General features: G+C 67.2%; 21 protein-coding genes. 11 read left to right on the plus strand and 10 right to left on the minus strand.

All coding sequences use genetic code 11. The features are described from left to right. Positions 1 to 99: 99 nt before the first annotated feature. Positions 100 to 1026: an RNA polymerase sigma factor RpoS gene (gene rpoS / locus AB5S05_RS00190; RefSeq protein ID WP_369285377.1), complete on the minus strand. Its 927-nt coding sequence runs from the start codon at positions 1024 to 1026 to the stop codon at positions 100 to 102. A 330-nt stretch (positions 1027 to 1356) separates the two neighbouring features. Between rpoS and hmpA the strand changes: the two genes are divergently transcribed. Together hmpA and AB5S05_RS00200 are read left to right on the plus strand one after the other, a co-directional pair. Further along, entirely contained in the window at positions 1357 to 2538 is a 1182-nt protein-coding gene (hmpA, locus tag AB5S05_RS00195; protein WP_369285378.1) for an NO-inducible flavohemoprotein, read from the plus strand. Positions 2539 to 2593: 55 nt separating this feature from the next. Further along, positions 2594 to 2848 (plus strand): transmembrane sensor/regulator PpyR, encoded by a 255-nt coding sequence (locus AB5S05_RS00200; RefSeq protein ID WP_369285379.1) that lies wholly within the window; start codon positions 2594 to 2596, stop codon positions 2846 to 2848. A 4-nt stretch (positions 2849 to 2852) separates the two neighbouring features. Here AB5S05_RS00200 and AB5S05_RS00205 read toward each other — a convergent pair whose 3' ends face one another. Together AB5S05_RS00205 and csiR are read right to left on the minus strand one after the other, a co-directional pair. Further along, positions 2853 to 4076, minus strand: coding sequence for a CaiB/BaiF CoA transferase family protein (locus AB5S05_RS00205; RefSeq protein ID WP_369285380.1), 1224 nt, complete (start codon positions 4074 to 4076; stop codon positions 2853 to 2855). A 174-nt stretch (positions 4077 to 4250) separates the two neighbouring features. Next, on the minus strand, positions 4251 to 4946 hold the full coding sequence (csiR, locus tag AB5S05_RS00210) for a DNA-binding transcriptional regulator CsiR (RefSeq protein WP_369285837.1): 696 nt from the start codon (positions 4944 to 4946) through the stop codon (positions 4251 to 4253). 162 nt (positions 4947 to 5108) lie between these two features. Here csiR and glaH point away from each other — a divergent pair, with 162 nt between their 5' ends. Continuing rightward, positions 5109 to 6086, plus strand: coding sequence for a glutarate dioxygenase GlaH (gene glaH / locus AB5S05_RS00215; protein ID WP_369285381.1), 978 nt, complete (start codon positions 5109 to 5111; stop codon positions 6084 to 6086). A 76-nt stretch (positions 6087 to 6162) separates the two neighbouring features. Further along, positions 6163 to 7401: an L-2-hydroxyglutarate dehydrogenase gene (gene lhgD / locus AB5S05_RS00220; RefSeq protein WP_369285382.1), complete on the plus strand. Its 1239-nt coding sequence runs from the start codon at positions 6163 to 6165 to the stop codon at positions 7399 to 7401. A 92-nt stretch (positions 7402 to 7493) separates the two neighbouring features. Here the strand turns inward: lhgD and AB5S05_RS00225 are convergent, their stop codons facing one another. The 5 genes from AB5S05_RS00225 to AB5S05_RS00245 all read right to left on the minus strand — a co-directional run bounded on the left by AB5S05_RS00225 (position 7494) and on the right by AB5S05_RS00245 (position 12870). Further along, positions 7494 to 8219, minus strand: coding sequence for an amidotransferase (locus AB5S05_RS00225; RefSeq protein WP_369285383.1), 726 nt, complete (start codon positions 8217 to 8219; stop codon positions 7494 to 7496). A gap of 122 nt (positions 8220 to 8341) precedes the next feature. Further along, a complete protein-coding gene (locus AB5S05_RS00230) occupies positions 8342 to 9709 on the minus strand; it encodes an aspartate aminotransferase family protein (RefSeq protein WP_369285384.1) in 1368 nt (455 codons plus the stop codon). A 47-nt stretch (positions 9710 to 9756) separates the two neighbouring features. After that, positions 9757 to 11148, minus strand: a complete 1392-nt coding sequence (locus AB5S05_RS00235) for a glutamine synthetase family protein (protein WP_369285385.1) — start codon at positions 11146 to 11148, stop codon at positions 9757 to 9759. Between the two features lie 74 nt (positions 11149 to 11222). Then, positions 11223 to 11585, minus strand: coding sequence for a CoA transferase (locus tag AB5S05_RS00240; protein WP_369285386.1), 363 nt, complete (start codon positions 11583 to 11585; stop codon positions 11223 to 11225). 106 nt (positions 11586 to 11691) lie between these two features. Further along, positions 11692 to 12870 (minus strand): acyl-CoA dehydrogenase, encoded by a 1179-nt coding sequence (locus tag AB5S05_RS00245; RefSeq protein WP_369285387.1) that lies wholly within the window; start codon positions 12868 to 12870, stop codon positions 11692 to 11694. 202 nt (positions 12871 to 13072) lie between these two features. On the opposite strand from AB5S05_RS00245, the gene AB5S05_RS00250 reads away from it, so the two are divergent. The 6 genes from AB5S05_RS00250 to AB5S05_RS00275 all read left to right on the plus strand — a co-directional run bounded on the left by AB5S05_RS00250 (position 13073) and on the right by AB5S05_RS00275 (position 18513). Beyond that, on the plus strand, positions 13073 to 13981 hold the full coding sequence (locus AB5S05_RS00250) for a LysR family transcriptional regulator (RefSeq protein ID WP_369285388.1): 909 nt from the start codon (positions 13073 to 13075) through the stop codon (positions 13979 to 13981). A gap of 546 nt (positions 13982 to 14527) precedes the next feature. Further along, positions 14528 to 15649 carry a Re/Si-specific NAD(P)(+) transhydrogenase subunit alpha gene (locus AB5S05_RS00255; protein WP_369285389.1) on the plus strand — a complete coding sequence of 374 codons (1122 nt, stop codon included), beginning with the start codon at positions 14528 to 14530 and terminating at the stop codon, positions 15647 to 15649. A 14-nt stretch (positions 15650 to 15663) separates the two neighbouring features. Continuing rightward, positions 15664 to 15978, plus strand: coding sequence for an NAD(P) transhydrogenase subunit alpha part 2 (locus AB5S05_RS00260; protein WP_369285390.1), 315 nt, complete (start codon positions 15664 to 15666; stop codon positions 15976 to 15978). A gap of 2 nt (positions 15979 to 15980) precedes the next feature. Continuing rightward, positions 15981 to 17420 (plus strand): NAD(P)(+) transhydrogenase (Re/Si-specific) subunit beta, encoded by a 1440-nt coding sequence (locus AB5S05_RS00265; RefSeq protein ID WP_369285391.1) that lies wholly within the window; start codon positions 15981 to 15983, stop codon positions 17418 to 17420. A gap of 415 nt (positions 17421 to 17835) precedes the next feature. Beyond that, entirely contained in the window at positions 17836 to 18051 is a 216-nt protein-coding gene (locus AB5S05_RS00270) for a DUF1127 domain-containing protein (RefSeq protein WP_369285392.1), read from the plus strand. 255 nt (positions 18052 to 18306) lie between these two features. Next, on the plus strand, positions 18307 to 18513 hold the full coding sequence (locus AB5S05_RS00275) for a DUF1127 domain-containing protein (RefSeq protein ID WP_369285393.1): 207 nt from the start codon (positions 18307 to 18309) through the stop codon (positions 18511 to 18513). Here AB5S05_RS00275 and AB5S05_RS00280 read toward each other — a convergent pair whose 3' ends face one another. Further along, entirely contained in the window at positions 18514 to 18918 is a 405-nt protein-coding gene (locus AB5S05_RS00280) for a GFA family protein (protein WP_369285395.1), read from the minus strand. A 106-nt stretch (positions 18919 to 19024) separates the two neighbouring features. Here AB5S05_RS00280 and AB5S05_RS00285 point away from each other — a divergent pair, with 106 nt between their 5' ends. Continuing rightward, positions 19025 to 19939, plus strand: coding sequence for an AEC family transporter (locus tag AB5S05_RS00285; RefSeq protein ID WP_369285396.1), 915 nt, complete (start codon positions 19025 to 19027; stop codon positions 19937 to 19939). Between the two features lie 2 nt (positions 19940 to 19941). Here the strand turns inward: AB5S05_RS00285 and AB5S05_RS00290 are convergent, their stop codons facing one another. Beyond that, the gene (locus tag AB5S05_RS00290; protein ID WP_369285397.1) at positions 19942 to 20709 is read right to left on the minus strand and encodes a substrate-binding periplasmic protein; all 768 of its coding nucleotides are present in this window, start codon (positions 20707 to 20709) and stop codon (positions 19942 to 19944) included. Positions 20710 to 20765 lie beyond the last annotated feature (56 nt).

Genomic DNA, 20765 nt, shown 5'->3' on the forward strand with positions numbered 1-20765 from the left:
TTTAGTATTGGGGAAGCAGGCTGGAGGGTTGAATGAATTGGCGATTAGGGCGGCGCCCGTTAAACCCCGGGGCCGATTACCGCAGTCGATTCGAGCGCCTCACTCCAGCAGGGTGTCGCTGGAGTGGCCGTCACGCTGCAGGATGCGCCGCAGCTGCTTGAGCGCCTCCAGCTGAATCTGCCGGACCCGCTCGCGGGTCACGCCGAACTCCCGGCCCAGCGCCTCGAGGGTGCAGCGATCCTGGCCGCGCAGGCCGAAATGGCGCACCAGCACCTCGCACTGACGATCGCTCAGGTCCTGCAACCAGCGGTCGATGCAGCGGGGCAGCTCGTCCTCCCCGAGCAACTCGCAGGGATCCTCCTGGCTCTCGTAGCTGAGGCCGTCCAGCAGGCTTCTGGCCGCGCCATCGATCTGGCTGTCGCTCGAAGTGATTCGCGCATTGATCCGCTCGATCTTCTCGACCTCCTCCTGCGGCAATTCCAGCAAGGCGGCGATTTCACGGGTGGTCGGCGGGTGATCCAGCTTGCGGGTCAGCTCACGGGCGGCCTGCAGGTAGCCGTTGAGGCGCTTGACCACGTGCACCGGCAGGCGAATGGTGCGGCTCTGGCTCATGATCGCCCACTCGATGTGCTGGCGGATCCACCAGGTGGCATAGGTGGAGAAGCGACAGCCGTAGTCCGGATCGAACTTGCCCACCGCATGGATCAGCCCGAGGTTGCCCTCCTCGATCAGGTCGAGCAGGCTCAGGCCTCGATTCACGTAGCGCCGGGCGATCCTCACCACCAGGCGCAGGTTGCTCTCGATCAGGCGCTGGCGCCCCTTAGCATCGCCGTCGCGCGCCAGGCGCGCCACCGCCAACTCCTCCTCGGCGCCGAGCAGCGGGGCATAACCGATCTCGCTCAGGTACAGGCTGGTGGCATCCAGGGCGCGCCGGGTTGCGGGTGCCTTCAGCGCCCGGGCCGAGGCCCGCGGTTCGCCCTGGTCACTGCCGCCTGCCGATGCGGGGCTCGATCGCTTCTGTTGCATGGCGCTCCCTTCCTGTACCGATCAGGTGCTGGCTTCACGCTAGTGGGCGCATTGGCCGGGGGCATTGATATGCATCAAGGCCGCGCCAAGATCCCCCGCTCGAGCCGACACCCGGCCACCGGCAACGGCCGGCCCTGGGCAGAATTGGTCATAAAGACAACAGATGGTCATAAGGACCCGAATCGACCCTTGGTCATTATGACCATCTATATTGTAAGTATTTGATTTTAAGCAATAAAAATTATGGCACGGATCCTGATGGGCATAGATGGGCCACGGCTGCCGCCTGGACCGAACACACTCAAACAATGACTCATCAGGAACCTCGCCATGCTCTCTGCTCACCACCGCGCCTTGATCAAAGCCACAGTCCCACTCCTGGAAAGCGGCGGCGAAGCCCTGACCCGGCACTTCTACGGCATCATGCTGAGCGAGCACCCCGAGGTGCGTCCGCTGTTCAACCAGGCCCACCAGGCCAGCGGCGACCAGCAGCGCGCCCTGGCCAACGGCGTGCTGATGTATGCCCGCCACATCGATCAGCTCGAAGCCCTCGGCCCGCTGGTCGGACAGATCGTCAGCAAGCATGTGTCGCTGCAGATCCTCCCCGAGCATTACCCGATCGTCGGCGGCTGCCTGCTGCGGGCGATCCGCGAGGTGCTCGGCGCCGATGTCGCCACCGACGAGATCATCGAGGCCTGGGCCGCCGCCTACGGCCAGCTGGCGCAGATCCTGATCGACGCCGAAGAGAGCGCCTACGCGGTTGCGGCCAGTGCCCCCGGCGGCTGGCGCGGCGCGCGCTGGTTCCGCGTGGCGAACAAGGTCGCCGAGAGCGAGGAGATCACCTCCCTGCACCTGCAGCCGGAAGACGGCGGCGCCCTGCTCGACTTCCAGCCGGGCCAGTACATCGGCCTGCGCCTGACCCTGGACGGCCAGGAGGTGCGCCGCAACTATTCGCTGTCGGCCCGCGGCAACGGTCGCGAGTACCGCATCAGCGTCAAGCGCGAGAGCGGCGGCAAGGTGTCCAACTACCTGCATGACCGGCTTCAGGTCGGCGACCGCCTGGAACTGTTCCCGCCGGCCGGCGACTTCGTCCTGCGCGAATCGAACAAGCCGCTGGTGCTGATCAGCGCCGGGGTCGGCATCACCCCCGCCCTGAGCATGCTCGAGGCGGCGCAGGACAGCGGCCGCGACATCCACTTCATCCACTGCGCCCGGCATGCCGGCGTGCACGCCTTCCGCGACTGGGTGCAGGCGCAGGCCGAGGCCAACCCCCGGCTGCGTCACTACTACTGCTACAGCGAGCCACGCGACCATGACCAGGCCCACGCCACCGGCCTGCTCACCCAGGAGCGCCTGGCCGAGTGGCTGCCCGGCGAGCGCGATCTGGACGCCTATTTCCTCGGGCCCAAGCCGTTCATGGCCCAGGTCAAGCGGCACCTGCGCGAACTCGGCGTGCCCGAGCAGCAGAGCCACTACGAGTTCTTCGGCCCCGCCAGCGCGCTGGAGGCCTGAGACCGGCCGGCCCGCCGCCTGGCAGCGGGCCGGCCGCCACCGAAGGAGAGCCACCATGAACCTGTTCGACTGCCCACAACGCCTGCTGCGCCTGGCCAACCGGGTGCTGGCTGCGGGAGCCGCCGGCCTGCTGCTGGGCGTGCTGGGGGCCTATGGCCTGGAACAACAGCTTGGCGTGCCGACCCTGGTCGGCGCCCACAGCCTGACCGTGCTCGGTCCGGCCCTGCTCAAGCTCGGCTATGTGCTGCGCCTGAACGCGCAGAGTCGTCTGCGCCCGCTGGGCTGGGCGGGTTGCTGCAGCCCGGCCTGAACCCTCAGAGCACCCCGGCCTCACGCAAGGCGGCGATCTGCTCGGCGCTCAGCCCCAGGTGCTGGTGCAGCACCTGCTCGGTGTGTTCGCCGAGCAGCGGCGGGGCGTTGCGGTACTCCACCGGGGTCGCCGACAGGCGCAGCGGGCTGGCCACCAGCGGCGTAATGCTGCCCAGGCCGTTGGGCAGCTCGATGCGCAGGCCGCGGGCCTTGACCTGCGGGTCCTCGAACACCTGGGCCAGGTCGTTGATCGGCCCGCACGGCACCCCGGCCGCCTCCAGCAGGGCGATCCATTCGGCGGTGGTCTTGAACACCGTGGCCTGGCGCAGCAGCGGGATCAGCTCGGCGCGGTAGGTGACCCGCGCCTTGTTGGTGGAAAAACGCGGGTCGTCGGCCAAAGCCGGAAGGCCGGCAACCTCGCAAAGCTTGCGGAACTGTCCGTCGTTGCCCACGGCGATGATGAAATCGCCATCGGCCGAGGGGAAATCCTGGTAGGGCACGATGTTCGGGTGGGCGTTGCCCAGGCGCTTGGGCGCCACCCCGGTGGTCAGGTAGTTCATCGCCTGGTTGGCCAGGCAGGCGACCTGCACGTCGAGCAGGGCCACGTCGATATGCTGGCCGAGGCCCGACTGCTCGCGCTGGTTGAGCGCGGCCAGCACGCCGACGGTGGCGTACAGGCCGGTGAGGATATCGGTCAGGGCCACGCCGACCTTCACCGGACCGGCGCCCTCCTCGCCTTCCGGGCGCCCGGTCAGGCTCATCAGCCCACCCAGGCCCTGGATCATGAAGTCGTACCCTGCCCTCTTCGCGTAGGGCCCGTTCTGGCCGAAGCCGGTGATCGAGCAGTACACCAGGCGCGGATTGAGCGCCTTCAGCGAGGCGTAGTCGAGGCCGTAGGCGGCCAGGCCGCCGACCTTGAAGTTCTCCAGCAGCACGTCGCACTTGGTCACCAGCTCGCGGATCAGGCGCTGGCCTTCGGCCTGGGTGAAGTCCAGGGTGACCGATTGCTTGTTGCGGTTGGCGCTCTGGAAATAGGCGGCCTCGCGCGAGTCGTTGCCATCGGCATCCTTGACGTAGGGCGGGCCCCAGTGGCGGGTGTCGTCGCCTGAGCCGGGGCGCTCGACCTTGATCACCTCGGCGCCGAGGTCGGCGAGGATCTGCCCGGCCCAGGGGCCGGCGAGCACGCGGGACAGGTCGAGAACGCGGATATGCGACAGGGCGCCGGACATAGCTTCAACTCCAGAAGATGGCCGCGTGCAGCCACACGCGTGCGTTCATCCTAGGAGCCTGGCGGGGCCCCGGCAAACGAGGATTTCGCACGCTGCTGTGCCAAAGCCTCACTCCAGGGAAGGGGAACTCGCACTGGTGCGGGTAATTTCTTCTGTCTGCTGTGCGCAAACCGCTTAGTCGACGCGGGCCTGACTCGCCTGCAGCAGCTCGCCGATGATGCTCACCGGGCCCAGCAGGTGCTCGCGCATCAGCTCGCTGGCACGCGCCCCGTCGCGCCGCAGGATCGCCTCGAGCAGCACCGCGTGCTCCTGGCGCTTGGCCTCCAGCGCCGCCGCCGAGAACACCGTCTGCTGCAGCCACAGGTGGCGATAGCGCTCGGCCTGGTCGAACAGCGCGGCGCGCACCTGCAGCAGGTGCTGCGAACCGCAGCCGGCGGCGATCGCCGCGTGGAACGCCTGATGCCGGGCATCCCAGACGCTGAGCATCTCCTCTGCGTCCTTGACCTGGGCGACCTTGGCCAGGGTGTGGGCGCTGGCGACGACCTGGGCCTCCCAGGCATCGTCGCCGCGGGCGATCGCCAGGCCGACGATCATCGCCTCCAGGTGGGCGCGGGCGTCGTAGATGTCGGCCAGCTCGCTCAGCGACATGGGCGCGACGCGAAAGCCGCGCTGACTGATGGCCACCACCAGGCGCTCGGCCACCAACTGCGACAGCGCCTCGCGCAGCGGGCCGACACCCAGCTGGTAGCGGGTCTTGAGGGCGCTCATCAGGAGTTTTTCGCCGGGCGCGAAGACGCCGCGAATGATGTCGCGCTTGAGCAGTTCGTAACCGCGAATCGCCAGATTTTCTCGGGAGCCGGGAGCTTCCATCACACCGTCCTTGCACAGGTCCGCGCCAATCATACCGAAACACCTGGGCGATGCCGTACCAAGCCATCACGGGAACAATTTTGACACCTCTGCAAAATGTCGATATTTTTTATTTACGTCGACACTGACAGCTTCTCACCCCGCCACTCACCTGGAGCCCCCATGAGCACCTACGTCGCCCTCAAGCACCTTGCCGTTCCAGCCCCGCAAGCCCCCAGCGGCTTCAGCCTGGCGCCCAGCCGCCAGTCGCCGCGCCTGCTGCAGCTGGACTTCCCCCGCGAGACGCTGCAGGCCTTCCTCGCCGCCGCCAGCGAGTGGCCGGTGCAGGCCCTGGAATACAAGTCGTTCCTGCGCTTTCGCCTGGCCCGGATTCTCGATGAGCTGTGCGCCGGCAGCCTGCAGCCGCTGCTGATCAACACCCTGATGGACCGTGCCAGCGGCGCCCTGCTGATCAGCGCCGAGGGCCTGGACCGGGTCGAGCAGGCCGACGACATGGTCAAGCTGGCCACCGCCGTGGCCCACCTGTTCGGCCGTTCCAACTTCGATGCCATGAGCGGCCAGTACTACGCGCGCTTCGTGGTACAGAACGTCGACCAGTCCGACAGCTACCTGCGCCAGCCGCACCGGGTGATGGAACTGCACACCGATGGCACCTTCGTCGAGCAGGACACCGACTACGTGCTGATGATGAAGATCGACGAGCAGCACATGCAGGGCGGCAACTCGCTGCTGCTGCACCTGGACGACTGGGAGGAGCTGGAGCGCTTCAACGCCCACCCGCTGGCCCGCCGCCAGCTGCGCTGGAGCGCGCCGCCGAGCAAGCGGGTCGACCGCGACCTGTACCACCCGGTGTTCGACAACGACGTCGAAGGCCGGCCGATCATCAGCTACATCGACCAGTTCGTGCAGCCCAGGGATTTCGAGGAGGGCAACTGGCTGGCCGACCTCAGCCAGTCGCTGGAAGGCAGCCCGCACAAGCTGTCGATTCCCGTGCCGGTGGGCAGCTTCCTGCTGATCAACAACCACTTCTGGCTGCACGGCCGCGACCGCTTCACCGCCCACCCGGGCCTGCGCCGCGAGCTGATGCGCCAGCGCGGCTACTTCACCCACGCCAAGGTGCTGCGCCAGCCGCGCCAGTGACCCACCAGGCGGCAGCGGCTGCGGCCGCTGGCGCCATGACCGCACAGACTTCCTGCGCTTACCCAGAGGTAACCCGGTGTACGACTTCATCATTATCGGCGGCGGCATTCTCGGCATGTCCACCGCCATGCAACTGCAGCGCGCCTACCCCGACAGCCGCATGCTGCTGCTGGAAAAGGAATCCGCCCCGGCCCAGCACCAGACCGGCCACAACAGCGGGGTGATCCACGCCGGCGTGTACTACACCCCGGGCAGCCTCAAGGCGCGCTTCTGCCTGGCCGGCAACCAGGCGACCAAGGCCTTCTGCGACCAGCAGGGCATCGCCTACCAGGTACCCGGCAAGCTGCTGGTGGCCACCAGCGAACTGGAGATGCAGCGCATGCAGGCGCTGTGGCAGCGCACCGCGGCCAACGGCATCGAGCGCCACTGGCTGAGCGCCGGGCAGCTGCGCGAGCGCGAGCCGAACATCCGCGGCCTCGGCGCCATCCTGGTGCCGTCCAGCGGCATCGTCGACTACGCCGCAGTCGCCGCCGCCATGGCCGGCGAGTTCGTCCGCGGCGGCGGCGAGATCCGCTACGGCGCCCAGGTCGAGGGATTGCAGGAGAATGCCCAGGAAGTGCGGCTGCAGACCGCCGCCGGTGAATTCGCCGGGCGTTTCCTGATCAGCTGCGCCGGCCTGATGGCCGACCGGGTGGTGCGCATGCTGGGCATCGACCCCGGCTTCAGCATCTGCCCGTTCCGCGGCGAGTACTTCCGCCTGCCCGCCAAGCACAACCGGATCGTCAACCACTTGATCTACCCGATCCCCGACCCGAGCATGCCGTTCCTCGGCGTGCACCTGACCCGGATGATCGACGGCAGCGTCACGGTCGGGCCCAACGCGGTGCTGGCGTTCAAGCGTGAGGGCTACCGCCGGCGCGACATCTCCCTGGCCGACAGCTGGCAGATGCTTGCCGACCCGGGCATCCGCAAGGTGCTCTGGGCCAACCTGCGCCCGGGCCTGGGCGAGCTGAAGAACTCGCTGTTCAAGCGCGGCTACCTGCAGCAGGTGCGCAAGTACTGCCCGAGCGTCCAGCTCGACGACCTCGAGCCCTACCCGGCCGGGGTGCGCGCCCAGGCGGTGTCGGATGATGGCCGGCTGATCGACGATTTCCTCTTCCGCCACAGCCGCCGCAGCCTGCACGTGTGCAACGCGCCCTCGCCGGCGGCCACCTCGGCGCTGCCGATCGGCGCCCATATCGTCGACCAGCTGAGCAGCCAGCTGCTGGCCCTGCCGAGCTTCGCCAAGGCCAAGGCCGCTCCTTCGGCGGCCTGAATCCATCCGAGAAAAAACGCGCGTCGCGCTGACCCGGCTGATCGGCCCGGGTCGCGCGACGCGCGTTCTTGTTCAGGCCGGAGTGGACCTGGTCAGGCCGCCTGCGCCGAGCCCTGGGCGACGAAACGCATCATCCACTCGGCGACCACGGTGCCCTGGTGCGGCTGCTCCAGGCTGGCCATGGCCTGCTGGTAGAGCGACCCGCCCCAGCGCTCGAGGCCCCCGTCGAGGACCGCCCGCGAATAGCCGGCTACGAACTCCGGGTGGCCCTGCCAGCACAGTACCTGGTCGCCAATGCAGTAGGCCGCGATCGGGCAGAAGTCATTGCTGGCCAGCACGGTGGCATCGGCCGGCGCCCGGGTCACCTGATCCTGATGGACGATCAGCAGCGACAGCGCCTCGGCCGGCGGCTGCATCCAGTCGCGCTGTTCGCGCACCTGGTACTGCTGCACGCCCAGGCCCCAGCCCTGCGCCGCGCGCTCGGTCTGGCCACCCAGGAGCAGGGCCAGCAACTGGTGGCCGAAGCAGATGCCGAGCAGCTTGTCGCCGGCGGCATAGCGCGCCAGCACATACTCGCGCAGGGTCTGGATCCAGGGCTCGCTGCCGAAGGAGTCGTACTTGCTGCCGGTGATCAGGTAGGCGTCGAAGCGCCGCCCCTCCTCCGGGTACTGCCCCTGCACCACATTGAAGACCTCGAACTCGGCGGCGATCGGCTGCTGGGCGAACAGCTGCTGAAACATGCGCCCATAGCCGTGGTACTGCTCGACCAGCTCGGGGCGGATGTTGTCGGTTTCGAGAATGCAGATGCTCAATGCCATTAAGGGATTCCTGTGCTGCGGGAGTTGAAGGTAAAAGTAAAGACACCGCAAAGACTCCGCCAGCCCTGGATGCGTGGAGTAGGCAACCGGGCTGGCGGCTGGAACGGATCGGCTGGCGGCGGTTAGCCCTGCAGGTCCTGCAGGGTCAGGTCCAGGCACAGACGTGCCTTGCTCACCAGCTCGTCGATCTCGACCTCGCTGATCACCAGCGGCGGCGCGATGATCATGGTATCGCCCACGGCGCGCATGACCAGGCCGTTGTTGAAGCAGTGGCCGCGGCAGATCATGCCGGCGCCCTTGCCGACGTAGCGCCCGCGGCTGGCCTTGTCCTTGACCAGCTCGATGGCGCCGAGCATGCCGAGGCCGCGCACCTCGCCGACCAGCGGATGGTCGAGCAGTTCGCGCAGGCGCTGCTGCAGGTAGGGGCCGGTCTGCTCGCGGACCCGCTCGATGATCTCCTCCTCGCGCAGGATGCGGATGTTCTCCAGCGCCACCGCCGCCGCCACCGGGTGCCCGGAGTAGGTGAAGCCGTGGTTGAAGTCGCCGCCCTGCTTGAGCACCGCCGCCACCTTGTCGCTGACCAGCAGGCCGCCCATGGGGATGTAGCCCGAGGTCAGGCCCTTGGCGATGGTCATCAGGTCCGGGCTGTTGCCGTAGTAGTCGCTGCCGAACCATTCGCCGGTGCGGCCGAAGCCGCAGATCACCTCGTCGGCGACGAACAGGATGTCGTACCTGGCGAGGATCTCGCGGACCTTCGGCCAGTAGCTTTCCGGCGGGATGATCACCCCGCCGGCGCCCTGGATCGGCTCGGCGATGAAGGCCGCGACCTTGTCGACCCCGATCTCGAGGATTTTCTGCTCCAGCTGCTCGGCGGCCCAGATGCCGAACGCGTCCGGGCTCATGTCGCCGCCCTCGCCGTACCAGTAGGGCTGCGGGATGTGCACGATGTCCGGGATCAGCCCGCCCTGGTCGTGCATGCCCCGCATGCCGCCGAGGCTGGCGCCGGCCAGGGTGGAGCCGTGGTAGCCGTTGACCCGGCCGATGATCACCTTCTTCTCGGGCTGGCCCTTGATCGCCCAGTAGTGGCGGACCATGCGCAGCATGGTGTCGTTGCCCTCGGAGCCGGAGCCGGTGAAGAACACCTGGTTGAGGCCGGCGGGGGCGATCTCGGCGAGGGTCCTGGCCAGCTCCAGCACCGGCGGGTGGGCGGTCATGAAGAAGGTGTTGTAGAACGGCAACTCCTTCATCTGCGCGCTGGCGGCGTCGGCCAGCTCATGGCGGCCGTAGCCGATGGCGGCGCACCAGAGGCCGGCCATGCCGTCGAGGATCTGGTTACCCTCGCTGTCCCAGACGTAGACGCCGTCGCCGCGCACGATGATGCGCGGGCCGGCGTCGCTGAGCTGCTGGTAGTCGCTGAACGGGGCCAGGTGATGGTCGCGGCTCATGGCCTGCCACTGTTGGGTTTGCGGGTTGCTGAAGCGAGCGTTCATGGCGCCTCCGATTCGTGATGGGCGGCTGGCCGGCGGCCAGCGCCGGGTTAGCTTCTGGCCAGCAGGTGCTTGATGGCGAAATCCGCGTCGGCGGCCTGCTCGGTCAGTTCATGCTGCTTGATCAGGCTGTACAGCTCGATGAAGGGCGCGCCCAAGGCTTCGCCGAGGATCGGGCAGCGCTGCAGCTCGGCCAGCGCCTCGGCCAGGTCCAGCGGCAGCGCGCCACGGGCGGACTGCGCCGGGCGGTCGCTGACCTCCGGCCCCGGCTCGATCGCCTGCTGCATCCCGGCCAGGCCGGCGCCGAGCATCAGCGCCAGGCTCAGGTAGGGGTTGGCGTCGCCGCCCGGCAGGCGGTGTTCGACCCGGCGGTTGGCCGCGTCCGAGTGCGGCACGCGGAAGGCCGCGGTGCGGTTGTCGTAGCCCCACTCGACGCTGGCCGGCGAGGCGTCCGGGCGCTGCAGGCGCACATAGGAGTGGGCGTAGGGCGCGAGTATTGCCATGGCGCCACGGGCCGAGGCCTGCCAGCCGCCGATGAAGTGGCGCAGGCGCGGGTCGGGCGCGCCGTCGGCGGCGCTGAAGGGGTTGCCGCCGGCCTCGTCGGCCAGGCTGATGTGCCAGTGCAGGCCGGTGCCCGGCTCGTGCAGGTAGGGCTTGGCCATGAAGGTCGCGTAGCAGCCGTGGCGGCGCGCCACTTCCCGCGCCAGGCGCTTGAAGCGGAACACCGCATCGGCCTGGGCCAGCGGCTCGCCGGGGGCGAAGTTGACCTCGTACTGGCCCAGCGCCGACTCGTGGCCATAGCCGGTGATCGGGATGCCCTGGGCTTCGCAGGCGGCCCACAGCTCGTCGAACAAGGGCGCGAAGGTGCTGGCGGTCTCCGCCGAGGCCAGGTCGTGGCTGCTCTCGATATGCGCCGCGCTGCCGGACATGCCGTGGGCCGCCTGCAGGCCGCCATCGGCGCCGCGCTGCGGATGGACCAGGAAGAACTCCAGCTCGGGGGCGACCCGGGCGCGGTAGCCGGCTGCCTGCAGGCGCGCCAGCACCCGCTTGAGCAGCTGGCGCGGGGACAGCTCGGCCACCTGGTACTGGCAGTGACCGTCGGCGGCGGTGAAGCTCGCCTCCAGGTCGCAGAGGATGGTCGCGGTCGGCACCGCCGCCAGCGGGTCGCGCACCAGGGTGCACCAGTCCGGGCGCATGGCCATGTCCGGGAAGGTCGGCGGGAAGATGCGGTCGAATACCGCCTTCGGCTCGCCGCCGGTAACCGTCAGGCCGAGCAGCAGCGAGGGCATCTTCGCCCCCAGGGTCTCGGCGAAGCTGGCGTGGCTGAGAACCTTGCCGCGGGCCACGCTGGTCAGGTCGGCGAACACCAGTTCGACCCGGCGGATGTCGTTGGCCTGCAGCCAGGCCAGGGCCTCGCTGGCGGTGGAAAGCTCGGGATGCATGGGGGAAAACCTCGGGAACTAGACACGGTGCGCAATCCACGGGATGCGCGTGATGGGGATCCGGGCGGCGGCCGTCAGCCGCCGGGCTGGCAGGGCGCCAGTGCCACGCAGGGCACGCCGACCCAGCGCAGGGCGGCCAGCCATTCCTCGGTCAGGTGGGCCACGGTGTGCCGGCGCAGCAGGGCGACCAGTTCCTCGTGGTGCCGGCAGCGCGCCCGCTGGCTGGCGAAACGCGGGTCGGCTGCCCACTGCGGTTGCCCGGCCAGGGCGCTCAGCTCGGCAAACTGGTAATCGTTGCTCACCGCCAGGAAGAAGGCGCCATCGGCACTGGGAAAGATATGGCAGGGCGCATAGGACGACTGCCCGCCCGCCAGAGCATGGCGGCGCACTTCACTGGCCGTGCTGCGCGTCACGGCACGGCTGAGCGTCTGCGGCATCATGGCCTTCCTCGATCAAGATCAGCGTGCGGGTGGTCTGGCCGCCCGGGGGCGAAAATTGAAACGGGCGGGTAGCCTGGCTACCCGCCCGTCGACGCGACTGGGTTCAGTAGAAGGCCTGGATGCCGGTCTGGGCGCGGCCGAGGATCAGCGCATGGACGTCGTGGGTACCCTCGTAGGTATTCACCACTTCCAGGTTGACCAGGTGGCGGGCCACGCCGAACTCGTCGCTGATGCCGTTGCCGCCGAGCATGTCGCGGGCCAGGCGGGCGATGTCCAGCGACTTGCCGCAGCTGTTGCGCTTCATGATCGAGGTGATTTCCACCGCGGCGCTGCCTTCGTCCTTCATCCGCCCCAGGCGCAGGCAGCCCTGCAGGGCGAGGGTGATCTCGGTCTGCATGTCGGCCAGCTTCTTCTGGATCAGCTGGTTGGCGGCCAGCGGCCGGCCGAACTGCTGGCGGTCCAGGCAGTACTGGCGCGCGGTGTGCCAGCAGAACTCGGCGGCGCCCAGGGCGCCCCAGCTGATGCCGTAGCGGGCGGAGTTGAGGCAGGTGAACGGACCCTTGAGGCCGCGCACCTCGGGGAAGGCGTTCTCTTCCGGGCAGAACACGTTGTCCATGACGATCTCGCCGGTGATCGAGGCGCGCAGGCCAACCTTGCCGTGGATCGCCGGCGCGCTCAGGCCCTCCCAGCCCTTCTCCAGGACGAAGCCGCGGATCTCGCCGGCGTCGTCCTTGGCCCAGACCACGAACACATCGGCAATCGGACTGTTGGTGATCCACATCTTGCTGCCGGACAGGCGGTAGCCGCCATCGACTTTCTTGGCCCGGCTGACCATACCGCCCGGGTCGGAGCCGTGGTTCGGCTCGGTCAGGCCGAAGCAGCCGATATATTCGCCTGACGCGAGTTTCGGTAGGTACTTCTGCTTGGTCGCCTCGTTGCCGAATTCGAAGATGGGCACCATCACCAGCGACGACTGCACGCTCATCATCGAGCGGTAGCCGGAATCGATGCGCTCGACCTCGCGGGCGATCAGGCCGTAGCTCACGTAGTTCAGGCCGCTGCCGCCATAGGCTTCGGGAATGGTGGCGCCGAGCAGGCCGGTTTCGCCCATCTCGCGGAAGATCGCCGGGTCGGTCTGCTCGAGGCGGAAGGCTTCCAGCACCCGTGGGGCCAGCTTGTCGGCGGCGAACTGCTGGGCGCTGTCGCGGACCATGCGCTCTTCTTCGGTCAGTTGCTGGTCGAGCAGCAGCGGGTCTATCCAGTTGAAGCTTGCCTTGGCCATGCTGAGAACCTCGAGTTAAGACAATGAAGGGCCGACTTCGGCGCAGTGCTGCTGCGCGACCGCGCCCAGCGGACTATGGGTTGATCCTAGGCCGCCCTGGCGCGCTGGGCAAACGAGGATTTCGCACGCTATTGTGCAGTTAGCTCACTTCGAGATAGCGTTGCACCGCACAAACCCCGCTTATCCGTGAGGCTGACGCATTATGCGCCGCAAGATCCCCAGCACCGCCGCCCTCGTCGCCTTCGAGTCGGCCGCCCGCCACCAGAGCTTCACCCGTGCGGCCGAGGAGCTGGCGCTGACCCAGAGCGCGGTCTGCCGGCAGATCGCCAGCCTCGAGGAGTTTCTCAACGTCGAACTGTTCCGCCGCTCGCGACGCGGGGTCAAGCTGACCGAGGCCGGCCTGTCCTATGCGCGCCGGGTCGCCGCGCAGCTGGACGCGGTGGAGCGCGACACCCTGGCGGTGATGGGCCAGCAGGGCGCGATGAACATCGAACTGGCGGTAGTGCCGACCTTCGCCACCCAATGGCTGCTGCCACGGCTCAAGGAGTTCCAGCGCCTGCACCCGCAGGTCACGGTCAACCTGACCAACCGCACCCGACCCTTCCTGTTCGCCGACACCGACTTCGACGCCGCCATCTATTTCGGCGACGGCGACTGGTCGGGCACGGTCGCGCACCCGCTGATGCGCGAGAACTCGATGCCGGTATGCAGCCCGGCCCTGCTCGGCGAACGCACCCAGCTGAGCGCCGAGCAGATCGCCGGCCTGCCGCTGCTGCAGCAGACCACCCGCCCCTATGCCTGGCGCCAGTGGTTCAACTCACTGGGCATGAACGTCGCCCGCGACCTGGGCGGCCCGCGCTACGAGCTGTTCTCCATGCTCGCCCAGGCCGCCATGCACGAGATGGGCATCGCCCTGATTCCGCCGTTTCTGATCCAGCGCGAGCTGGCCGAAGGGCGCCTGGTCCTGGCTTTCGAGCATGCCTGTCACAGCGACAAGGCCTATTACCTGGTGATCCCCGAGCGCAAGGTGGAGTCGGCCGCCCTGCAGAGCTTTCGCGACTGGCTGGTTACTGAGGCCCGGCGCTATGCCCAGGCCAACGATCTGGAATAAACGACAGCAGGCGAAGTAAACCGTCGTTCGCCCGATGCCCAATCGCGCCCTAGCGAACTTGGCGCGACGCCTAGTTGCAAGCGGTCAAGACCAACCAAGCTGACCCAGTAGTCAAGAATATTGACGACTACAGATTCTTCCCCGAACGCATCCGAAAGCGTCCATTTTATTGCACATGAAAATGGCTGCAGGCCTCGGCCTGCGGCGCTGTGCGACAAATTACCGCAGGCAGAGCGGTTCTGATGGCCGGCCATTCATAGCGCCGATCCTCGGCGCAGGGAAAATCGCCGCCGCAGAGGCGCCAAGCCAAAGCCCACGGGCTTCTTTCCAGATAAATGGTCCAGAGGTCGCGGAGTGACTTGTAGTAGTCGCAAGGTTTTGCTCCATAACAGCTTGAACGGCTTATGCTTCGCCTGCAAAATGCCGCCCCCCGCCTGTTCCATAGCATCTGCTAGGGTGGGTTTGTGCTGATCAGCCCTTCGCCAGCGTGCCACCCGCAGTGCGCCGGTTCACTAAAAAAGACAACGATCACGCAGGAGATTTGACGTGCACATCGGTGTTCCTCTCGAAACCCATGCCGGCGAGACGCGGGTTGCCGCGACGCCTGAGACCATCAAGAAGCTGGTGGGCCAAGGCCACCAGGTCACCGTGCAGAGCGGAGCCGGCGTCAGCGCCAGCATTCCGGATGCGGCCTACCAGGCGGTCGGTGCGTCCATTGGCAGCGACGCGGCGGCCTTCGGCGCCGACCTGGTGCTCAAGGTGGTGGCCCCAAGCGAAGCCGAACTGGCGCACATGAAGACCGGCGCGGTGCTGGTGGGCATGCTCAACCCGTTCAGCAACGAGACCATCGCGCGGATGAACGCCCGTGGCATCACCGCCTTCGCCCTCGAGGCCGCGCCGCGCACCTCCCGCGCGCAGAGCCTGGACGTACTCAGCTCGCAGGCCAACATCGCCGGCTACAAGGCGGTGATGCTGGCGGCCAATCACTACCCGCGCTTCATGCCCATGCTGATGACTGCCGCCGGTACGGTGAAGGCCGCCCGCGTGCTGATTCTCGGCGCCGGAGTGGCCGGCCTGCAGGCCATCGCCACGGCCAAGCGCCTGGGCGCGGTGATCGAGGCCTCCGACGTGCGTCCGGCGGTGAAGGAGCAGATCGAGTCGCTCGGCGCCAAGTTCGTCGACGTGCCCTTCGAGACCGATGAAGAACGCGAATGCGCCCAGGGCGTCGGCGGCTATGCCCGGCCGATGCCGCAGTCGTGGATGGAGCGCCAGGCCAAGGCGGTGCACGAGCGCGCCAAGCAGGCCGATATCGTCATCACCACCGCGCTGATTCCGGGCCGCAAGGCACCGGTACTGCTGAAAGAAGAAACCGTCAAGGAAATGAAGCCCGGCTCGGTGGTCATCGACCTGGCTGCCGCCCAGGGCGGCAACTGCCCGCTGACGGTCGCCGAGCAGGTGGTGATCCAGCACGGCGTGACCATCGTCGGCCACAGCAACCTGGCAGCAATGGTACCGGCCGACGCCTCGGCGCTGTATGCGCGCAACTTGCTGGACTTCCTCAAGCTGGTCATCGACAAGGATGGCCAGTTCCACCTCAACCTCGAAGACGACATCGTCGCCGCGTGCCTGATGTGCCGCGACGGCCAAGTCGTCCGTACCAACGGCTAAGGGGAGCGACGGACATGGATCTGATTTCCGACGGCATCTACAACCTGATCATCTTCGTGCTGGCGATCTACGTCGGCTACCACGTGGTGTGGAATGTCACCCCGGCCCTGCACACGCCGCTGATGGCGGTGACCAACGCGATTTCCGCGATCGTCATCGTCGGCGCCATGCTGGCCGCCGCCCTCACCGTCACCCCGCTGGGCAAGACCATGGGCACCCTGGCCGTGGCCCTGGCCGCGGTCAACGTGTTCGGCGGCTTCCTGGTCACCCGGCGCATGCTGGAAATGTTCAAGAAGAAAGCGCCGAAAGCCGCTGTGGAGAAGCACTGACCATGAGCATGAACCTGATCACTGTTCTCTACCTCGTCGCCTCGATCTGCTTTATCCAGGCGCTCAAGGGCCTGTCGCACCCGACCAGCTCGCGCCGCGGCAACCTGTTCGGCATGATCGGCATGGCCATCGCCATCGTCACCACGGTCGGCCTGATCTACAAGCTGAGCGAGCAAATGGGCGCCAGCGCCGGCGTCGGCTATGTGCTGCTCGGCCTGCTGGTCGGCGGCACCGCCGGCTCGATCATGGCCAAGCGTGTGGAAATGACCAAGATGCCCGAGCTGGTGGCCTTCATGCACAGCATGATCGGTCTGGCCGCGGTGTTCATCGCCATCGCCGCGGTGGTCGAGCCGCAGTCGCTGGGCATCGTTGCCAGCCTCGGCGATGCGATTCCGGCCGGCAACCGCCTGGAACTGTTCCTCGGCGCGGCCATCGGTGCCATCACCTTCTCCGGCTCGGTGATCGCCTTCGGCAAGCTGTCGGGCAAGTACAAGTTCCGCCTGTTCCAAGGCGCACCGGTACAGTTCGCCGGCCAGCACCTGTTCAACCTGGCGGTCGGCCTGGCGATCATCGGCCTCGGCCTGGTGTTCACCTTTACCGGCAACATCGGCGCCTTCGCCCTGCTGGTGGCCCTGGCGTTCGTCATCGGCGTGCTGATCATCATCCCGATCGGTGGCGCCGACATGCCGGTGGTGGTGTCGATGCTCAACAGCTACTCGGGCTGGGCGGCGGCCGGTATCGGCTTCTCGCTGAACAACTCGATGCTGATCATCGCCGGTTCGCTGGTCGGCTCCTCGGGTGCGATCCTCTCCTACATCATGTGCAAGGCGATGAACCGCTCGTTCTTCAACGTCATCCTCGGCGGCTTCGGCGGCGCGGTGGACGCCGGCCCGGCAGCGGGCAGCGGCGAGCAGCGCCCGGTCAAGTCCGGCTCCAGCGACGACGCCGCCTTCCTGCTGACCAACGCCGACACCGTGATCATCGTTCCGGGCTACGGCCTGGCAGTGGCCCGTGCCCAGCACGCGCTGATGGAACTGGCCGAGAAGCTGACCCACCTGGGCGTGACCGTGAAGTACGCGATCCACCCGGTGGCGGGTCGTATGCCGGGGCACATGAACGTTCTGCTGGCCGAGGCCGAAGTACCCTACGAGCAGGTGTTCGAGATGGAGGACATCAACTCCGAGTTCGGCCAGGCCGATGTGGTGCTGGTGCTCGGCGCCAACGACGTGGTCAACCCGGCCGCGAAGAACGATCCGAAGTCGCCGATCGCCGGCATGCCGATCCTCGAGGCCTACAAGGCCAAGACCGTGATCGTCAACAAGCGCTCGATGGCCAGCGGCTACGCCGGCCTGGACAACGAACTGTTCTACCTGGACAAGACCATGATGGTCTTCGGCGACGCCAAGAAGGTCATCGAAGACATGGTCAAGGCAGTCGACTGAGCCCCCCTCGCCCGCTTGAAAAACCCGGCCCTCGTGCCGGGTTTTTTTTATCGCCGCACGATCGCAAAGAGCCGTGCTGACCGGAACAGTAGCCCGCTATCGAAACCGGCAAATGCAAAAAAAGCTGAACTACAGGTCAGATGACAGTCCCAATCAATTTGCAACTGTACCTATAGCAAATCACTGCTTATAGACACTAAGCCAGATAAAATAACTGCCATAGCACCACATACATGCCATTTCACTTAGCAACAGTACAGTTAAGCAATAAATTAGCAAAACAGTTACCAAGCAAACTATCTAATAGCCCTGCAATTTATCTCAGCTGTGACTATTGAACTGTTGGCAAGAGGAGGAATATTGGCACCAGGCAAAACACTCTCTAGACCCGCCATAAGCGGAAGGATGACACACCATGGAACGTACACTCAGTTCCGACCTGCTGTTCGAACAAAACTCCTCCAGCGCCACCGGCAACCTGCCGCTGCGCATGGTCGCCGCCCTGTTGACCTGGCAGCGCCGCAGAACCAGCCGCCGTCAACTGGCGCGCCTGGATGCCCGCCTGCTGGCCGACGCCGGCATCAGCGAAGCCCAGCGCCACGCTGAGCTGAGCAAGCCGTTCTGGCGCTAAGCGGCACGGCGCAAGCCGGACCTGGACCGCTCCCAGCAAAACCCGCCCACGCACCGCGTCGGCGGGTTTTGTCGTTCTGAACCCGGGGGTTTACCAACCAGGGGTACAGCTGCTCGGCAGACGAGCAACACAGTTTTTAGAAACCGTAAATTGTGCCAATACAATTCCGTCTTGCTGTGACTGCAACCATGGCGAGGTATGGGCGACCATGACTACCCATACCCCACACCCGCCCACGCGGGAAGGCCTATCGCCATGGAGCAGGTACTCAGCGGCACCTCGCCGACCACCCGCCAACCCCGAGTTCACTGGTTCGCCCAATTGCGCGCCGCCTTGCGCCGCTGGCAGCTCAATGCCCGCACCCGCCGCCAGCTGGCGCAGCTCGACGAACATCTGCTGGCAGACGCCGGAATCAGCCCCAGCGACCGCCTGAGAGAGCTGGACAAACCGTTCTGGCGCTGATCAGGAAAGCACCTCCTGCTGTTCCTCGGGCAAGTGTTCGTCCAGGTGCAGCCAGGGCAGCCGGCTCTGCACCCAGATATGTCGATCGGCAGGCGCCAGTTCCGGCCGATCGAGGGTAGCCACGGTGACGTCCAGGGTCTCTGGGCTGAGGCTGGTGAACAGACAGAGCTGGGCCCCGCAGGTCGGGCAGAAGCTGCGCGTACAGGTCGGCGAGCAAGCGTACTGGCGTGGCGTGCCGGTCAGCCAGCGGAAGCTCGTCAGCGGCACCGTGATCCAGGTGGTGACGATGCCGCCGCTGCTGCGCCGGCACACCGAGCAATGGCAGTGGGCGATGTCACGCAGGGGCGCACGGAACTGGTAACGCAGCGCGCCGCACTGGCAGCCGCCGCAATATATGTCGTTCATGCTGGTTCCTCGGTGAGCGGATATTCCCCAGCCTAGTGGCTTGTGCTGTTGCATCGCCACACGGCGCTGGTGAAGATGGCCGCCCCGCTCGTAGCCGGAGATTGCCGTGCTGGATTTGCTACTGGCCCTGTGGCCATTGTTCGCCCTGATCGTCGCCGGCTACTGGCTGCGCCGCCGGGAGTTTCCCAACGACGCCTTCTGGCCCGGCGCCGAGCGGCTGAACTACTTCATCCTGTTTCCGGCGCTGCTGTTCAGCAGCCTGGCCAACGCACCGCTGGACAACCCGGCGCTGCCGCGCCTGGCGTTGGCGGTGATGCTCGGCCTGGGCCTCGCCTGGCTGGCCCTGCTGCTGCTGCGCCGCCTGCGCGGCTGGCCGGCCGCTCGCTTCGGCGCCTTCAGCCAGGGCGCTCTGCGCTTCAACACCTACCTGGGCCTGGCGGCGGTGGGCAGCCTGTTCGGTCGCGAAGGTCTGGCCCTGGCGGCACTGATGCTGGCGCTGATGGTGCCGACGGTGAATGTGCTGTCGGTCTGGTCGCTGACCGCCGAGCGCGGGGTCAGCGCGCGCAGCCTGCTGCTGCCGATCCTGAAGAACCCGCTGATCCTCGCCTGCCTCGGCGGCGCCCTGGTCAACCTCTCCGGCCTCGGCCTGCCCGGCGGCAGCGACCGCCTGCTCGGCCTGCTTGCCGCCGCCAGCCTGCCGCTGGGCCTGCTCTGCGTCGGCGCGGCGCTGAAGCCCGAGCAGCTCGGCGGCGAGGTGCCGGCGCTGGCCAGCAACAGCCTGTTGCGCCTGCTCGGTATGCCGCTGCTGGCCTGGGCGGTGGCCTATGGGCTGCGCCTGCCGGCGATGGAGAGCAGCGTGCTGGTGCTGTTCTTCGCCCTGCCGACGGCGCCCACCGCCTACGTGCTGACCCGCCAGCTGGGCGGCGACAGCCACCTGATGGCCGGGATCATCACCCTGCAGACCCTGCTCGCCGCGGCCAGCCTGCCGCTGGTGATGGGGCTGCTGGCGAGCGGGTCCTAGACTCAGTGCCCGCTCTGGCAATCGCGGGCCTCGAGGTAGGCGCCGAGCAGACGCTGGTAGCCGTCGCCAGTGCGAAACTGCGCCAGGCTGCGGTTGATGGTCTGCAGCACCTGCTCGGCACGCGGGTGCTGGCGCGACACCAGCAGGTGCAGGCTGGTTTCGGCGAAGCCGCTGGCGGAACGGCGAAACAGCGTCTCCGGCTTGCCGGTGGCTCTCAGGGCCGCGGCGCCTATGGGGCCGTTGGCGATGAAGAAGTCATCGCGCCCAAGCAGCAGCAGCCGGGCGCACTCGTTCAGCCCCTGGGGCGCATGGCGGGTCAGTTGACGCCGCTCGACCATGACCTGAATCGCCTCCGGCAGCTGCCAGCCCAGCGGGTAGCACAGGCGCTTGCCGACCAGTGCCGCCAGGTCATCGACTTCATAGCGCTGACCTGCCAGGGAGAATAGATGCTGCCGGACCCGCAGCAGCGGCTCGGAAAACAGGAAGTCCTCGGCCAGCGCCGGAGAAGGCACGTAGGGGAAGGTGGCCTCGTACTCTGCCTGGCGGGTCATCAGCAGGCCACGATTCCAGGGCCGCCAGTCCAGGCGATTGCCGATGCGCTGCTGCGCCAGGGCCTGCTCGACCAACTGGGTAAGCAGGCCGCCGCCGGGCAGGTCGCGGCCGGTGAAGGGCGCATAGCCGTCGCCGGTGACCAGGCGCAGGGGCTCGGCCGCGGCCCCGTTCGCCAGCAACAGGCTCGCCAGCCACACCGCCACTACCTGCTTGCGCATCGACAATCCCCCCTTGCTTGAACCCCAGTGTGCACCGCTCAGTGTAGGCATGCGCC

The organism is Pseudomonas zhanjiangensis (genome assembly GCF_041027545.1).
Taxonomy (GTDB): domain Bacteria; phylum Pseudomonadota; class Gammaproteobacteria; order Pseudomonadales; family Pseudomonadaceae; genus Aquipseudomonas; species Aquipseudomonas zhanjiangensis.

Coding starts and splice junctions, on each gene's coding strand:
- rpoS (WP_369285377.1), bottom strand. CDS start 1,026: ATGCAACAGAAGCGATCGAGCCCCGCATCGGCAGGCGGCAGTGACCAG.
- hmpA (WP_369285378.1), top strand. CDS start 1,357: ATGCTCTCTGCTCACCACCGCGCCTTGATCAAAGCCACAGTCCCACTC.
- AB5S05_RS00200 (WP_369285379.1), top strand. CDS start 2,594: ATGAACCTGTTCGACTGCCCACAACGCCTGCTGCGCCTGGCCAACCGG.
- AB5S05_RS00205 (WP_369285380.1), bottom strand. CDS start 4,076: ATGTCCGGCGCCCTGTCGCATATCCGCGTTCTCGACCTGTCCCGCGTG.
- csiR (WP_369285837.1), bottom strand. CDS start 4,946: ATGGAAGCTCCCGGCTCCCGAGAAAATCTGGCGATTCGCGGTTACGAA.
- glaH (WP_369285381.1), top strand. CDS start 5,109: ATGAGCACCTACGTCGCCCTCAAGCACCTTGCCGTTCCAGCCCCGCAA.
- AB5S05_RS00225 (WP_369285383.1), bottom strand. CDS start 8,219: ATGGCATTGAGCATCTGCATTCTCGAAACCGACAACATCCGCCCCGAG.
- AB5S05_RS00230 (WP_369285384.1), bottom strand. CDS start 9,709: ATGAACGCTCGCTTCAGCAACCCGCAAACCCAACAGTGGCAGGCCATG.
- AB5S05_RS00235 (WP_369285385.1), bottom strand. CDS start 11,148: ATGCATCCCGAGCTTTCCACCGCCAGCGAGGCCCTGGCCTGGCTGCAG.
- AB5S05_RS00240 (WP_369285386.1), bottom strand. CDS start 11,585: ATGCCGCAGACGCTCAGCCGTGCCGTGACGCGCAGCACGGCCAGTGAA.
- AB5S05_RS00245 (WP_369285387.1), bottom strand. CDS start 12,870: ATGGCCAAGGCAAGCTTCAACTGGATAGACCCGCTGCTGCTCGACCAG.
- AB5S05_RS00250 (WP_369285388.1), top strand. CDS start 13,073: ATGCGCCGCAAGATCCCCAGCACCGCCGCCCTCGTCGCCTTCGAGTCG.
- AB5S05_RS00260 (WP_369285390.1), top strand. CDS start 15,664: ATGGATCTGATTTCCGACGGCATCTACAACCTGATCATCTTCGTGCTG.
- AB5S05_RS00265 (WP_369285391.1), top strand. CDS start 15,981: ATGAGCATGAACCTGATCACTGTTCTCTACCTCGTCGCCTCGATCTGC.
- AB5S05_RS00270 (WP_369285392.1), top strand. CDS start 17,836: ATGGAACGTACACTCAGTTCCGACCTGCTGTTCGAACAAAACTCCTCC.
- AB5S05_RS00275 (WP_369285393.1), top strand. CDS start 18,307: ATGGAGCAGGTACTCAGCGGCACCTCGCCGACCACCCGCCAACCCCGA.
- AB5S05_RS00280 (WP_369285395.1), bottom strand. CDS start 18,918: ATGAACGACATATATTGCGGCGGCTGCCAGTGCGGCGCGCTGCGTTAC.
- AB5S05_RS00290 (WP_369285397.1), bottom strand. CDS start 20,709: ATGCGCAAGCAGGTAGTGGCGGTGTGGCTGGCGAGCCTGTTGCTGGCG.